Here is a 13,426-nt window from a genome sequence, read left to right as displayed (position 1 = left end):
AGCCCGAGCGGTCAGGCTCCACGTGCGGCAGGCCAAGCGCCTTGCCCGCGTGACCGAAGGTCGATCTGCGACCCGGAGTCAGACTGCCGACTCCACGGCATGCGTCACCGCGTCGAGCACGGCCCGCACGGCCGCCGGGTCGCCGAGGATGCGGAAGTGCCCACCGACCCGGAGCTGGATGTTGCGGGCGCCGACGAGTTCACTGCCCTCGGGGACATGCGGGTCGAACACCCCGTAGATAGACGTGATGCGGTTGTTGCCCCGGTGGTCCAGGCCGAGGTCGTGCAGGGCCATGTTGGTGGGAGCGAAGGCACGGATGCTCGGCACGACCCAATAGCGCGCATAGCGGGAACCGCCGAAGGGTGAACTGATCGCGGTCATTCCGCTCACCCGGCGGCCCGGGTCATCCGTCGTCATGAGCAGTTTGCCGATCAGGCCGCCCTTGCTGTGCGCCACGATGACGACGCCGTTCAGGTTCTCCCGCTCGAGGTAGGCGGCCACGGTCGCGGCGGCATCCGCCAGAGAACGCCGGTTGCGGCCGAGCTTCGCCACCACGTGCACCGGATGCCCGTGGCCGTGCAGTATCTCAATCAACGGTCGCATGAACTGCCAGGATTCATACACCCCGGGGATGATCACGATCGGGGCTTTGGTACCGGAGCGGAAGTCCGTGGGCCGGGCGCGGGAGAGGAACGCACGGGTCTGGCCGGTCGCCGCATAGACATAGTCGAGCAGCCACCACCAGGCCTCGCGCAGATGGCGACTCAGCAGACGGGGGTTCAGGAGACGGCGAATCATTGTGCCGGGTGCGCGACCGACGGAAGCCGCAGGGCGTGCCCCTCGATGATGGCGGCGGTTTGCACGGCGGCACTGTGGTGCACCAGGTGGCGGTGCCCCGCGACCTCGAACACATGCCCGTCCGGCGCGGCGGCGGCCAGCGATGCACACCAGGTGCTGCCCGAGACGGGGTCGTTGGTGCCTCGGATCACGAGGATGGGGGAGTGCACCTCGCCAAGGGCCAGGTCGGTGCGGTAGCCGAGCATGGGGACGAGCTCGGTGGAGAACCAGCGCGGGCCGCACTCGAGGTAGTCACGGAACACGATCAGATTGCCCGACGGCGACTCCTTGGCCACATCCCGGGTCAGGCCCAGCGCCTGTTGCACGGCTGTCGACCGGCGGGGATCGGTGACAGGGCCGATCAGAACCAGGTGGGAGACGGCATCGGGGCGTTGCCGGGCCACCTCGGTGACGAATTGGGCGCCCATCGAATGGCCGACCAGGACCGCCCGCGGCACCTCGAGTCGATCAAGTAGCCGGCCGAGCAGGGCGCCGTATTCTTCGACAGCGAGCGGCCGAACGGGCCGGCGGGTGCCGCCGAATCCGGGCAGATCGAGCGAATGGGTATGCCCGATGGCGGCCAGGCTCCTCTGCACCCGGCGGTAGTAGCGGTGCGACGCCCCGATGCCGTGGACCAGCAGGTAGGTCGGCGCGTCCGGCGAAGGCGAGGTGCTCTTCAGGGAGTGCACGGTGAATTGATGCCCATCAACCTCGATGCTGCGGCTACGGGCAGGAACAGCGGCTGCGCGCCATCGTTCGACACGCGCTCGGTCGGTGCTCGTCACGGGATTTCCTTCGGGTTCAGGTGCAAAAATCCTAGCCTCCGGCAGTGTCGGGTGGCCTGGGCGCTCACGGGGGCTGAGACATCCGTCACTGATAAGACGGATGCGGGCCGAATTCGTCACGCCCGCGGCGCCGATGGGTCGGGCGCGCCCTGCCTGGCGGCCTGCCCGGCGCCCTGCCCGGCGCCCTGCAGCCCCGAGAGTCGCCGATTCTGCCGAGAATCGCCGCTGGAACGGCGACGCTCGGCGCAAACGGCGACTCTCGGCGGCTCTCGGCGACCCGCGCCATCCCGCAGGATAGAAGGCATGGCCCACCGTCAACGAAAACCCGCCGATTCTGACCCCGCCCGTGACCGGGCGGACAAGACGTGTGCCTCGTGTGGGCGGCGCATCGAGTGGCGCATGAAGTGGGCCGACAACTGGGAGTCGGTGAAGTACTGCTCGACCACTTGCCGCGCACATGGGGTCACGGCGACCGACCTCAAGCTGGAAGAGGCTATCGCGACACTGCTCAGTGCGCGGGCGACGAATGCCACGATCTGCCCGTCCGAGGCGGCGAAAGTGGTCGGCGGTGACGGCTGGAACGACCTGATGGAGCCGGCCCGACGCGCCGCACGCCGCATGGTCGCCCGCGGTGACCTGCAGATCATGCAGGGCGGGGCCGTGGTCGATCCGTCGACGGCGAAGGGTCCGATCCGGTTGCGGCGGGTGCGGACATAGGCGCAGTACCCGCGCTCACCGAGTGCCGTGGCCCGAGACCCTTGCCCGCATTCTGGCGTCCGCCACCGCGCGGCCGTCGGTCGTGCTGCGGCGCGAGCGTGAGCAGGTGCTCAAACTGGCCGGTCGCCGCCGCACGGATTTCCCCCGGCTGCTGGTGCAGTCGGGGATTGCATAGGGCGAGCGGCGGTCGCCGCTCGTCACCTAACGGATTGGTTCACCCCGAGCCGATAATCGGCTCCGTGGTGCTCCTCGGGCAGACGGTCGCCGCGCCCGTGCAACTTGTTGCGTAGAGTGCCCTCGACGTACTCCTCCGGGTAGGCCCCGCGACGACGCAGCTCGGGAATCACGAACTCGACCACGTCTTCGAACGTTCCGGGTGTGATCGCGTAGGCGAGGTTGAACCCGTCAACATCGGTATCGGCGACCCACTCCTGCAGGTGATCGGCAACCTCTTCCGGTGAGCCGACGATGAACGGCCCCAGGCCGCCGATTGCGCCGAGCTTCGCGATGTCACGCACGGTCCACTCGGAGCCGTCATCATTCGCCGCCTGGAAATTTGCCACCGCCGACTGGATCGCGTTGCTCTTCACGTTGCCGATCGGCTCGTCGAGGTCATACCGGGAGAGATCGATGCCCATCCAGCCCGACATGAACACCAGGGCGCCTTCTTCGCTCGCGTAGGAGAGGTAGTCCTGATGTTTTGCGTGCGCCTTCTCGCTGGTCTCGTCGGTGATGATTGTCAGCAGCGTGTAGATCTTCGCGGAGTACCGGTCTCGACCGGCCTGCTCGAGCGCATCCCGGATCTTGCTCACGGTCGCGGTGAGGCCGGACTTGGTCGAAGCGGCCACGAAGATCGCCTCGGCGTTGCCGGCGGCGAAGGCGATACCGCGCGGCGATGCCCCGGCCTGATAGATCACCGGCGTGCGCTGCAACGACGGCTCGGACAGGTGGATCCCCGGCACGGTGAAGTTCTTGCCGTAATGCCCGATCTCATGCACCTTGCTCGGATCGGTGAACACCCCGGTCTCCCGGTCGCGGATGACGGCATCGTCTTCCCACGAGCCCTCCCACAACTTGTACAGCACCTCGAGATATTCGTCGGCGACGTCGTAGCGGTCGTCATGCTCCAACTGGTCTTCATGCCCCATGTTGCGGGCGGCGCTCGGCAGATAACCGGTGACGACGTTCCAGCCGACGCGACCCTTCGTCAAATGGTCGAGCGTCGACATCCGTCGTGCGAACGGGTACGGATGCTCGTACGCTGTACCCGCGGTCACGCCGAACCCGAGGTTCTCGGTCACCGCCGCCATGGCGGAGACGAGCAGAATCGGGTCGTTCACGGGAACCTGGGCCCCGTGCCGGATCGCTGCTTCGTTCGAACCGCCATAGACGTCGTACGTTCCGAGCACATCGGCGATGAAAATGCCATCGAAAGTGCCTCGCTCGAGCAGCCTGGCCAGGTCGGTCCAATAGGAGAGGTCCTTGTATCGCCAGGACTGGTCAAGCGGATGCCGCCACATTCCTGAGGACTGGTGCGCGACGCAGTTCATGTCAAAAGCGTTGAAGCGAATTTGTCTGGGCATGCCACCCATCCTGCGGCGCGGTCGTTGACGGCGCCACAGCACTCGCCATTTGGCGTAACACACGGGGAGCGACGGGCTGAATCTCGCAGATCCGCCCGGAGCGGCGCGGTTTGAATCCCTCGCCGCGCACGAGACCGCCACGCTGCCGCCGACGCTGCTGGCCGCCTGGGTCGTACGGGCCACCGGCACGACGACCATATTCGCGCTGCTGTTGACCATCGTCTTCTCGGTCGCCCTTGTATCGGCTCCAGCAGTTCGGGCGCCATTCTCAGCGTGCTCGGCTGGCGCTAATTGTTCGACCTCGTGCTCCTGATCACCCTCAGCGTGCTCGTCGTGGGCGGCTTGGGGCTGAAGAACGTCACCACTACGCGCAAGACGCGGATCGACGTGGTCTTGGTCATCCTCTCGCCGCCCGGCTTCGGCAAGCTCGTCTACGGCCTCAGCAACCTGAATGCGGAATCCGGTGGCATCGGCTCGGTTGCGGGCTGGCTGCCGACCGCTCCGGGCCCATTCGTCTGCTGATCGTGGGCTCCAGCCGCGTTCCTGTGCGGCGCCGTGATCTCGCTGTTCGCGATCCCCGCGGCGTTCTTCATTCGCCGCGCGGCAGCTGCGCCGCGCGGGCGCGGTAGCAGCGCCGTTCCGCGCGTGGCACGCCATCGGCGCAGCGGCGCAGCACGCGCGCAGCGAGACCAGGGCCGCCGCGCGGGGCCCGCCGAATCCGGTGTCCCGGCCCGGCTACCCATGACTTTCACAGAATACTGAGCGTTTGTTCAGAAACATGAGACAGAGTATAAGTTTCGTCTGCGCCGTCCCCCGAAAGCGCAGGCCCGATGCCCAGTAAGTTGGCGCGCGCACGCGTGCGAGCTTGCGTAACACGGAAGTCAAGCGCACATACATGCCCGAAACACCCGAAGAAATCCGCATCCGATTCGCTGCCCAAAATAAGCGAAGCAACAGCATTCCCAGCAGCAACAGCACCACCGGCCCCACCAAGATCAACCGCCCGCACCGCATCGTGCTCATCGCCACCAGTGTGCTCGCCGTCACCGGCCTCGCAGTCGGCGCCGGCTTCGCCGGTCAGTCCGCCTCCGCCACCCAGGACCGTGTCTCGGCCACAACCGAACTCGCCGACAGCACCGGCCTGCACCGTGAACAGCTCGGCGCCTACCGCGCGGTCGCCAAGGCGCACGTCGACAACTCGGCATCCATCACCCTGAACGAGGCCAATCAGGTCATCGCCGCCACCCAGGACAAGGTGGATGCCTCCAGCCTCGCCGCGGTCGCCAGCTCGCTCGCCAGCTACGAGATCCTCCCTCTCGACGAGATCACCTCGCTGACCGCCCAGACCAAGGCCGAGACTGCCGCCGTCACCGCGGCGTCGATCGAAGTCGATCGGGTCGCCGCCGAGGCCGCCGCCGCTGAGGCCGCCGCCGCCGCTGAGGCCGCTTCTCAGGCCGCCGCCGCTGAAGCCACCCGTGCCCAGTCGCTGGCCTCCGGCAACACTCCTGCCGGCGCGCGCGCCACGGCTCAGGCCATGGCCGCGTCCCAGTACGGCTGGGGCGCCGACCAGTTCTCCTGCCTGAACCAGCTGTGGCAGAAGGAATCGGAGTGGAAGTACGACGCCGTGAACTCCAACGGCGGTGCCACCGGCATCCCGCAGGCGTTGCCCGGCAACAAGATGGCGACGGCCGGCAGCGACTGGGCCACCAACGCGACCACGCAGATCGCATGGGGCCTCGGCTACATCAAGGCCTCCTCCTACGGCACCCCGTGCGCCGCCTGGTCTCACTCGCAGGCCAACAACTGGTACTGATGCCCTGATCACCCGCAGCAACAAGGCCGGTCGTCCCCTCGTGGAGGGGCCGACCGGTTTTCTCGTTGCCGGGCTCTCAGCTGTCGGTTCGCATGCACCGAAGGGACCCGTGCTGCACTAGCCTTCGAAGGTCGGATGTTGTGGGGACAGCACGGCTCGGCGCGGTCGACGCCGCATCGAGGCTCCCGGCTCCGGCAGAAACAGGGAGCGACAATATGCACGGGATCGCACCGGCCAGACATCCGTTACGTCGATTCGTGCAGGTCATCGCCGCGCTCGCGGTTTCGGCGGCGCTCGCGCTCGGGATGCCGGCCGTCGGGACGCCCCTGGCCGCGTCGGCAGACACCGGTGACTTCACATTCACCTCCTTCGAGGCCGACTACTACCTCTCCCGTGACGACGCCGGGCACTCCACCCTGCGCACGGTCGAGACGTTCGTGGCGCAGTTCCCGAACTTCGACCAGAACCGAGGCATGGTGCGCCTCCTCCCCAACGACTACAACGGGGTGCCGCTGAACACCACCGTCGAATCGGTCACCGACGCCACCGGAGCCCCCGTCTACTTCGAGACCTATGACCAGGGCTCCGTCACCGAGGTGCCGCTCGGCACCGATGAGTTCGTGCGCGGCCAGCAGACCTACACGATCGCCTACACGCAGCAGAACGTGGTGCGCGCGTTCGCCGACACCGACGACGACGAGCTCTACTGGGACACCAACGGCACCGGGTTCGACCAGTCGTTCGGCTCCGTCACCGCGCGCGTGCACGTCGACCCGAGCGTCGCCGAGTTCCTCACCGGCGACACCGCCTGCTATTCCGGGGCCCAGGACGACGGCGCCCGGTGCGAGATCAGCCAGACCACGGATGCCGCAGTGCCCGGATCCACGGGCCAGCTGTTCACCTCGTCCGTGCAGGGTCTCGGTCCGCGGCAGAACCTGACCGTGGCCATCGGCTTTGCACCCGGCACCTTCGTGTCGGTGCCGGCCTCGGCCAGCTACAGTGCGAGCGATTCGGACAACGGCGGGGGAGAACCGGCGACCGGGCTGCTGTTCCTGGTGGCGGCTGTCGGCTTTCTCGGGGTCGTGCTCGCCTTCATCCGTCGCCGACTCGGCCAGCGCGACGCCCGCGGCCGAGGCACCATCATCGCCCAGTACAGCGTGCCGAAGGGTTACAACCTGCTGGAGGCGGGGGACCTTGCGAATCGGTCGAAGACGGCTATCGCCGCGCAGATTGTGAGCCTGGCGGTGCGCGGCACGGTGCGCATCCTCGACTATCCGGTCAGCGCCGGCGGCGGCGACTACACGCTGCAGCTGCTGACCGTGGAAGGCGTGGACGCTCAGGAGCGAAAGCTGCTGGAGACGCTGTTCCCCCGCCTGACGATCGGAGCGACGCGGGAACTGGGGGTCGCCGACAGCACACTCGCCGCCAAACTGAGCGCGTTCCTCCCCGCCGCGACAGCGTCGGTCATCGAGCGCGGCTGGCGGGCCAAGGTGACCGGCCGCGGCGGCAGGTGGATCGCCATCGGAATGGCCGTCGTGCTGCTGCCGGCCCTGGCCGTCCTCGGTGCGGTGGCGCTGATCGACGGCTCCCCGAAGTTCGGCGAGGTGATGACGGTCGCCGTCATCGCAGCGCTGTTCCTCTACCTGGCCCTCTACCTCGCCCAGGGCACGGTGCAGCTCACCGATTCCGGGGCCGATCAGCGCGACTACCTCAAGGGACTGAAGGTCTATCTAGAGCTCGCCGAAGAGGAGCGTTTCCGCATGCTGCAGAGCCCGGACGGCGCGCTGCGGGCCACGATGCCTGCCATGCCGGGTGTCGCTTCGGGGGCGCTGCCGAGCCCGGTGACGGATGCCGCCGAAACACCCGACACCGTCGAACTGGTCAAGCTCTATGAGGAGCTGCTCCCCTTCGCGGTGCTCTGGGGCGTCGAACGGGACTGGGCGATGGAGCTCGTCGTGCTCTACGAGCACGGGGCGCCGGCGCCGGGCTGGATCGTGTCGCAGGGAGGCTTCACCGCGAGCGGCTTCGGCGTCGCCATGAACGGTTGGGTCGCTTCGGTCCTCACCTCTGCCACGGTTCCCGTCAGCTCCAGCAGCGGCGGCGGATACTCCGGCGGCGGAGGAAGTTTCTCCGGCGGCTCCGGCGGCGGCGGGTTCTCCGGCGGTGGCGGTGGCGGAGGCGGTGGCGGCGGCCGTTGACGACTGCCGGGTGTGCAGCCGTCAACGCATCCGTGGTCCGTCGTGCCGGCGCGGGTGCCGCGCCGCTTCGCTGGTGGCATGCCATCCGCAGAGCGGCGCACCTCCCGCCCGTCGAGCAGAGTGGAACGGGAAAGGGCGACGGATGCCCCGCGCCGCCTACGCGGCGTCGCTCGGCACGCGCAGGGTGAGGCTACCGGCATCCACCCAGGTCTTGAAGGCCACGGCGGTGCCGAACCCGTCGCCGTCGAGTTCGATCTCTTCCGGACGGTTGAGCCGCAGCACGAGCTTCGTGCCGGTGGCGTAGTTGAGCGCGTCGACATCATTGGTGCGCAGTTTGCGGCCCAATACCGTTCGGCTGAGCACGCCGTTCTCCCACAGCACCTTAGACAGAATTTGCAGCCAGCCGCCGAAGCCCTCCGGCTTCAGTACGACCACGTCGAAGAGTCCGTCGTCGAGGGCGGCGTCGGGAATCAACTCGATGCTGGCCGGAAGCGACCCGCAGTTGCCGACCATGATGGTGTGCGCGCGCATCGCCTGCTCGGGCTTCGCGTTGAGCCGGTACCGGAACCGGAGATCGCTGTCGTCCTTGCCGACGGCGATCATGGCTTTCACGTAGGCCAGCCAGCCGGCCTTCGCCTTGAGGTCGTCGTCGGTGTTCGCGAGCATCTTGGCATCGAGGCCGAGCCCGGCCATCACCAGGTAGGCGTGCCGGTCGACCGACCGGTCGGCCCGCTCGATGTCGATCAGGCACACGTCGATCACCTTGTCCTGGCCGGCGAACGCGGCTTGCAGGGCCAGTCCGGTGTCGGCGAGGGGCAGCTGCAGGTTGCGGGCGAGCAGGTTGCCGGTGCCCGACGGCAGCAGCGCCAGTGCGCACTCCGTGCCGTGGACGGCTTCCGCGACGGCGCGCACGGTGCCGTCGCCGCCGGCCACGATGATCATGGTGGCCCCGGCTTCGATCGCCTTCCGCGCCGGTCCCTGCCCCGGGTCCTCAGCTGACGTCTCGAACCACAGCGTCTCCGGCCAGCCGGCGGCCGATTGCTGGGCCTCGACGGCGTCCCGGAGCTCGTCGACGTCGACCTTCATGGGGTTGTAGACGACCGCGGCGAGCCGGGGTGCGCTCACGTCATCGGTCAGGTCGTCGTGGTGCAGATCGGTGCTCGTCATGTGGGGTCCGTTCGATGGTGGAAGCTGGTGCCTTCCGTCAATGGGTTCTCACTCATCTAGACGGATGCCGCTGCCCATTTGTCACGCGACCCCGCAGTCGGGCGCCCCTTCCCAGGCGCAGACCCACTCCTTATGCTGGCACCACTTCGCTCGAAAATCACGTTCCTCTCGTTCGCTTCAGGGTGGGAAGACTCTCCTGAACCCCGGCCGATTCTGCCGGGACGCTTTCGGGGGTCCCGGGGCGCGGGTACTGTCACCAACGGTTCTGCGCAGCCGGCCACGCCAGAGCCGGTTGCTGCCGGGCCGATCGATCGCTGCCGCACCGCTCTCTGCCGCACCGCTCTCCGCGGAGCCGGCTGACGGCATCCGGAACCGTCAATGAACGAAAGGGTCAATTCAATGCCCCCCGCGACACAAACACAGAATGTCACCGATGCGCGCACCATGGCTCGGCGAACGGGCACCCTCCTCGGAGGGATGCCCTATTTGAGGTTCGGCACGGGCTCGCCGCTGGTGGTCATCCCGGGCCTCACCCAGAACTTTGAACCGACGATCGGCGTCGAGCGCATGCTTGTGACCCGGATGCTGGCTCCGGTGGCGGCCCGGCACCGCGTGCTCAGGCTGACCCCGCGCCCGGGCCTCGACCCGAACGCCAGCATGGCCGACATCGCCCGGGACTACGCCGACGCTCTGCGCCTGGAGTTTCCGGGGCCCATCGACGTGATCGGCACGTCGACCGGCGGGAGCATCGCCCTGCAACTCGCCGCCGACCATCCCGATGTGGTGCAGCGTCTCGTCGTGGTCTGCGCGGCCTACACCCTGGGGCCAAACGGCAAGAAGGTGCAGCGTCGGGTCGCTGAAGAGGTTCTTGCCGGGCGCCCGCGGCAGGCCGGCCGGAAGATGTTCAGTGTCCTCGGCGACAAGCCCCCGAGTCGGCTGGCAGCCGGCATGGGCTGGATGCTCGGACCCCGCACGTTCGGCAAGGCCAGCCCCGACCTGATCACCACCATTCGCGCCGAAGACGCCTTCAACCTGCGCGACCGGCTCGGCGAGATCGAAGCGCCCACCCTGCTGATCGGTGGCGACCGGGACGGTTTCTACACGCCCGAGCTGTTCCGCGAGACGGTGGCGCGCATCCCCAACGCCCGCCTCATCCTCTACCCCGGCAAGGGGCACATGGCCGCGATCTCAGACCCACGCCTCCTGCCGGACATCCTCGAGTTCCTCGACGGCTCCGACGCGGGCGGCCGCGCTGGGGGTGCCCACTCCCCGAGTGCGCGCTCTGCGGGCACTCATCCGTCGACGCTGTAGCCGTCGCCTGGCTGGGTCGTTGTTGACCCGGAACGTCGGTGAGACGACAGCTGTCCCTGGTTTCGCCCGGGACGATTACGAGGTGGCGCTGCGGACCAGCTTCGAAGCACGGGGGTGGTGCTCCTGCCATGCCCGGTACCAGATTAGGCCTGAGCTGGTCGGCTAAAGGATTGCCCTAGGTGAGTGCCGGGATGATCGCGCCAGAGAACACCTGCCAGGCCAGCGCGGTCTTGGCGACCAGGCTCAGCGTGATGTAGGCGCGCTCGCCGCGGAGATAGTCGCGCCAGCCGCCGACCTGACGGTACTGCAGCACCTGGTTGACGGCGAACGTGTTGAAGAACAGGAAGAGGGAAATGATGATGCCGTAGACGAAGGCCGGCGGTGCGGCCTCGGTGTTCGAGCCGGGGGCGATGAAGTAGATCAGGATGACGACCCACGGCACCACGCCCACCATCGACCCGAAGATGAAGGGCAGGAACTTGCCGTTGCCGGGTGTCTCGTACTTCTCCTGCAGTGCCCCGAACATGATCATGGCGGCGTTGGCGGCGAAGATCGAGAACAGGGCCGCGATGTCGGTGATGCCGGTGATCTGGGCGATCAGCCAGATCATGATCGAGGAGCTCAGGGAATATTCGACCCAGCGGAAGTAGTTTCGGTTGGCTTTGAGCCCCGCCGCGTAGCGGGGGAAGAATTTCGGCGACGAGATCAGGAAATGGAAGAAGGCCGAGAGCGCCAGGAAGGAGACGACGCCGATGCCCACGTTGACGTCGAACAGGGTCACCCGCTCGGGCGGCAGCGGCACGCCGGGAGGAGCCGACAGATAGTCGGCGGTGACGGCAAAGGTGACCTGGGTGCTGAGCAGGGTGAGCACGTATGCGAAGCCCAGGACCTGCACGAGGTGCAGTGAGCCGGCCACGATGTTGTAGACGCGGAGGCGGGAAATTTTCTGATCGGGGGTGTAGTTCTTGCGTGCCATCGGGGCTCCTCCACAGGTCAGGTGAGGCCGAGACTAGCAGGGTCGCCGACTGCCGTTACCCAAGCGTCAGACCACGCCGAGCGGCAGGTGTTCCCCGGCCGGCAGCCGCACTTGAATCGGGTCCCCGGGAGCGACGCTTCCCCCGGTGACGACGATTCCCATGATCCCCGCCTTGCGGATCACCTGACCGGCATCATCCGTGTCGATCAGCGTCTTCATCAGCCCCTTCTGGTACCCGTTGATCAGTGAGCACGGGTTGCGCACCCCGGTGATCTCCACGACCGCGTCGGTGCCGAGCCGCAGCCGGGCACCCCGCGGAAGGCCGGACAGATCCAGCCCGCGGGTCGTGATATTCTCGCCCAGCTCGCCGGGGGAGACCTCGAAGCCGGCCCCCCGCAGCTCGTCGAAGAGCTCGGCGGGCATGAAGTGCACCTGGGTGAGGTTCGCCCTGGTCGGATCCTTCACGATCAGGTAGCGGTGCTGCGTCGTGGCTCCGGCGTGAGCGTCGCCCTCCACCCCGAATCCCGCGATCAAACGGATGTCCGGGACCGTCGGCTTGCTGAACGCGTGCCGTTCGTCTCGGCTGACCGACTCCACCGTTGCCGTCACCGTTGCCGTCACTGTGGCCGTCACTGTGGCCGTCGCATCCTGCATCATGCCCCGAGTCTCGCATGAGGGCCGCCGAGAATTCACCCAGCCGATATAGCATTTCTGCGTCGCAAACGTAGGCTAGGTGGGTGTTCAGCGAGTCGAGTCGAGTCGAAAAAGGTCAGTCGTGAAAGTCATCAGCTATAACCTCCGCAAGAATCGTGCCAGTGGTGAGCTCATCGCCCTGGCCGAGAACCACGATCCCGACGTCCTGTGTCTGCAGGAATGCGACACCCTCGAGCTCCCCGAGGAGATCGGTCTCCTGCACCTCGCCGACTCCACTGTGCGCAACCGACTCGGCCTGGCGATCTACTATCGCATGGACCGGTTCACCAACGAGCGCACCCAGACCTTCGCGCTCAAGAAGTCACTGCACGACCGCGTGCTGACCCCCGCGCATGAGCGCCTGATCGGCACCCGATTGACCGACCTCGCCGCCCACCGCGAAATCGTCGTCGCTTCGTTCCACGCCGCGCCGCTCACCGCGCTCAACTCCCTGCGGCGCAACCAGATCCGCACCGCGCACGAAGAACTGCACGAGCTCGGGCCGGGCCTGCCGACCCTGATGGTGGGCGACTACAACTACCCGATCTTCAAGGGGCGCCTCGGTGACCACATCACCCAGTCCGGCTACGATCTCACCCTGAGCGACACCCGAACGTACACGCGCTACAAGTTCTTCCGCGGGCATTTCGACCTGGCAACCTCCATCGGGCTGACCATCGACAGTGTCGAGACGCTGCCCCTCGGCACCTCCGACCACCTGCCCATCCTGGTCACGTCCACCTACAGCGACGAGTCGGTGAACGCCACGAATGTGCCGGCCAGCCTCGCCGAGACGGAGCGCGCTCCGGGCGGCGAATTCGCGATCTAAGGGGCGGGGCCTCGACTACTGAGCGTCCAGGGCGGGGCCCCGTCTACTGGGTGTCGCCGCGCGTCCAGAGCAGGTGGGCACGCACCGACAGGGATCCGCCGATCAGGAGGGCCACGCCCGCCATCCAGAGCAGGACGGTGAGGAACGCGTTGGCCGTCACGGCGTTGAAAATGATCAGGGCCACCCCGAAGGCACTGAAACTGAACCCGGCGACGGCGCAGGTGGTGAAGGACCAGTTCTTCATGCGGGTGGTTCCAATCGGGTGGGGATTCGACAGCGATTACGGTAGCAGGCCCGCGGGGCGCATACCGTGCCTCGCCTGCCCAGAACTAGTGAGTCCGAATCGGTTGGTTGCATCGCTCCCGGATTGGCAGAGCTGACTGCACCGCGCGGACGCTGTTCAGCACGGGCGAGCGCCGGGTTCGGCGTCGAACCAATTCGACGGAGATTTTGGGTGAAATCGCCTTCCAGAGTGGGTTTAGGGCAGATTTCGGCAGAATCTCCGTCGAATTCGTTC

At 67.2% G+C, this 13,426-nt stretch carries 14 protein-coding genes; 7 read left to right on the top strand and 7 right to left on the bottom strand.

Translation table 11 applies throughout. From position 1 onward, the window contains the following. Window positions 1-78 precede the first annotated feature (78 nt). Window positions 79-798 (bottom strand): esterase/lipase family protein, encoded by a 720-nt coding sequence (locus E3T25_RS10140; RefSeq protein WP_174843000.1) that lies wholly within the window; start codon window positions 796-798, stop codon window positions 79-81. After that, entirely contained in the window at window positions 795-1,622 is an 828-nt protein-coding gene (locus E3T25_RS16775) for an alpha/beta fold hydrolase (RefSeq protein WP_166784784.1), read from the bottom strand. Before E3T25_RS16775 ends, E3T25_RS10140 begins: the two co-directional genes overlap by 4 nt. A 303-nt stretch (window positions 1,623-1,925) precedes the next feature. Here E3T25_RS16775 and E3T25_RS10130 point away from each other — a divergent pair, with 303 nt between their 5' ends. After that, entirely contained in the window at window positions 1,926-2,339 is a 414-nt protein-coding gene (locus E3T25_RS10130) for a DUF2256 and DUF3253 domain-containing protein (RefSeq protein WP_134374051.1), read from the top strand. 22 nt (window positions 2,340-2,361) lie between these two features. After that, window positions 2,362-2,514 carry a hypothetical protein gene (locus E3T25_RS16770; RefSeq protein WP_166785986.1) on the top strand — a complete coding sequence of 51 codons (153 nt, stop codon included), beginning with the start codon at window positions 2,362-2,364 and terminating at the stop codon, window positions 2,512-2,514. Window positions 2,515-2,536: 22 nt separating this feature from the next. Here the strand turns inward: E3T25_RS16770 and E3T25_RS10125 are convergent, their stop codons facing one another. Continuing rightward, entirely contained in the window at window positions 2,537-3,922 is a 1,386-nt protein-coding gene (locus E3T25_RS10125) for an LLM class flavin-dependent oxidoreductase (protein WP_104099292.1), read from the bottom strand. 291 nt (window positions 3,923-4,213) lie between these two features. On the opposite strand from E3T25_RS10125, the gene E3T25_RS10120 reads away from it, so the two are divergent. The 3 genes from E3T25_RS10120 to E3T25_RS17075 all read left to right on the top strand — a co-directional run bounded on the left by E3T25_RS10120 (window position 4,214) and on the right by E3T25_RS17075 (window position 7,933). Beyond that, the gene (locus E3T25_RS10120; protein ID WP_134374049.1) at window positions 4,214-4,444 is read left to right on the top strand and encodes a hypothetical protein; all 231 of its coding nucleotides are present in this window, start codon (window positions 4,214-4,216) and stop codon (window positions 4,442-4,444) included. Window positions 4,445-4,817: 373 nt separating this feature from the next. Further along, window positions 4,818-5,735, top strand: coding sequence for an aggregation-promoting factor C-terminal-like domain-containing protein (locus tag E3T25_RS10115; RefSeq protein WP_134374047.1), 918 nt, complete (start codon window positions 4,818-4,820; stop codon window positions 5,733-5,735). 215 nt (window positions 5,736-5,950) lie between these two features. Continuing rightward, window positions 5,951-7,933, top strand: a complete 1,983-nt coding sequence (locus tag E3T25_RS17075) for a DUF2207 family protein (RefSeq protein WP_194087851.1) — start codon at window positions 5,951-5,953, stop codon at window positions 7,931-7,933. 156 nt (window positions 7,934-8,089) lie between these two features. Here the strand turns inward: E3T25_RS17075 and E3T25_RS10105 are convergent, their stop codons facing one another. Further along, the gene (locus E3T25_RS10105; protein ID WP_134374045.1) at window positions 8,090-9,100 is read right to left on the bottom strand and encodes a diacylglycerol/lipid kinase family protein; all 1,011 of its coding nucleotides are present in this window, start codon (window positions 9,098-9,100) and stop codon (window positions 8,090-8,092) included. A 444-nt stretch (window positions 9,101-9,544) separates the two neighbouring features. Between E3T25_RS10105 and E3T25_RS10100 the strand changes: the two genes are divergently transcribed. Further along, a complete protein-coding gene (locus E3T25_RS10100) occupies window positions 9,545-10,411 on the top strand; it encodes an alpha/beta fold hydrolase (RefSeq protein ID WP_166785985.1) in 867 nt (288 codons plus the stop codon). 175 nt (window positions 10,412-10,586) lie between these two features. On the opposite strand, the gene heR is transcribed toward E3T25_RS10100, so the two are convergent. After that, entirely contained in the window at window positions 10,587-11,387 is an 801-nt protein-coding gene (gene heR, locus E3T25_RS10095; RefSeq protein ID WP_134374041.1) for a heliorhodopsin HeR, read from the bottom strand. Window positions 11,388-11,453: 66 nt separating this feature from the next. After that, complete coding sequence (locus E3T25_RS10090) at window positions 11,454-12,044, bottom strand: MOSC domain-containing protein (protein WP_241980780.1); 591 nt, start codon at window positions 12,042-12,044, stop codon at window positions 11,454-11,456. A gap of 118 nt (window positions 12,045-12,162) precedes the next feature. Here E3T25_RS10090 and E3T25_RS10085 point away from each other — a divergent pair, with 118 nt between their 5' ends. Next, window positions 12,163-12,909, top strand: a complete 747-nt coding sequence (locus E3T25_RS10085; protein ID WP_134374039.1) for an endonuclease/exonuclease/phosphatase family protein — start codon at window positions 12,163-12,165, stop codon at window positions 12,907-12,909. Between the two features lie 43 nt (window positions 12,910-12,952). Here E3T25_RS10085 and E3T25_RS10080 read toward each other — a convergent pair whose 3' ends face one another. After that, window positions 12,953-13,153, bottom strand: a complete 201-nt coding sequence (locus E3T25_RS10080) for a hypothetical protein (RefSeq protein ID WP_134374037.1) — start codon at window positions 13,151-13,153, stop codon at window positions 12,953-12,955. Window positions 13,154-13,426: the final 273 nt, after the last annotated feature.

Source organism: Cryobacterium sandaracinum, from assembly GCF_004403415.1.
Taxonomy (GTDB): Bacteria; Actinomycetota; Actinomycetes; order Actinomycetales; family Microbacteriaceae; genus Cryobacterium; species Cryobacterium sandaracinum.
The sequence above is the reverse complement of the archived record's forward strand: the minus strand, read 5'-3'. Positions and strand labels throughout refer to the sequence as shown.

What these genes read in the sequence shown, in the direction of transcription:
- E3T25_RS10100 (WP_166785985.1), top strand. Translation starts at nt 9,545, where the DNA reads ATGGCTCGGCGAACGGGCACCCTCCTCGGAGGGATGCCCTATTTGAGG.
- E3T25_RS10140 (WP_174843000.1), bottom strand. Translation starts at nt 798, where the DNA reads ATGATTCGCCGTCTCCTGAACCCCCGTCTGCTGAGTCGCCATCTGCGC.
- E3T25_RS10125 (WP_104099292.1), bottom strand. Translation starts at nt 3,922, where the DNA reads ATGCCCAGACAAATTCGCTTCAACGCTTTTGACATGAACTGCGTCGCG.
- E3T25_RS17075 (WP_194087851.1), top strand. Translation starts at nt 5,951, where the DNA reads ATGCACGGGATCGCACCGGCCAGACATCCGTTACGTCGATTCGTGCAG.
- heR (WP_134374041.1), bottom strand. Translation starts at nt 11,387, where the DNA reads ATGGCACGCAAGAACTACACCCCCGATCAGAAAATTTCCCGCCTCCGC.
- E3T25_RS10080 (WP_134374037.1), bottom strand. Translation starts at nt 13,153, where the DNA reads ATGAAGAACTGGTCCTTCACCACCTGCGCCGTCGCCGGGTTCAGTTTC.
- E3T25_RS10090 (WP_241980780.1), bottom strand. Translation starts at nt 12,044, where the DNA reads ATGATGCAGGATGCGACGGCCACAGTGACGGCCACAGTGACGGCAACG.
- E3T25_RS10115 (WP_134374047.1), top strand. Translation starts at nt 4,818, where the DNA reads ATGCCCGAAACACCCGAAGAAATCCGCATCCGATTCGCTGCCCAAAAT.
- E3T25_RS10130 (WP_134374051.1), top strand. Translation starts at nt 1,926, where the DNA reads ATGGCCCACCGTCAACGAAAACCCGCCGATTCTGACCCCGCCCGTGAC.
- E3T25_RS10105 (WP_134374045.1), bottom strand. Translation starts at nt 9,100, where the DNA reads ATGACGAGCACCGATCTGCACCACGACGACCTGACCGATGACGTGAGC.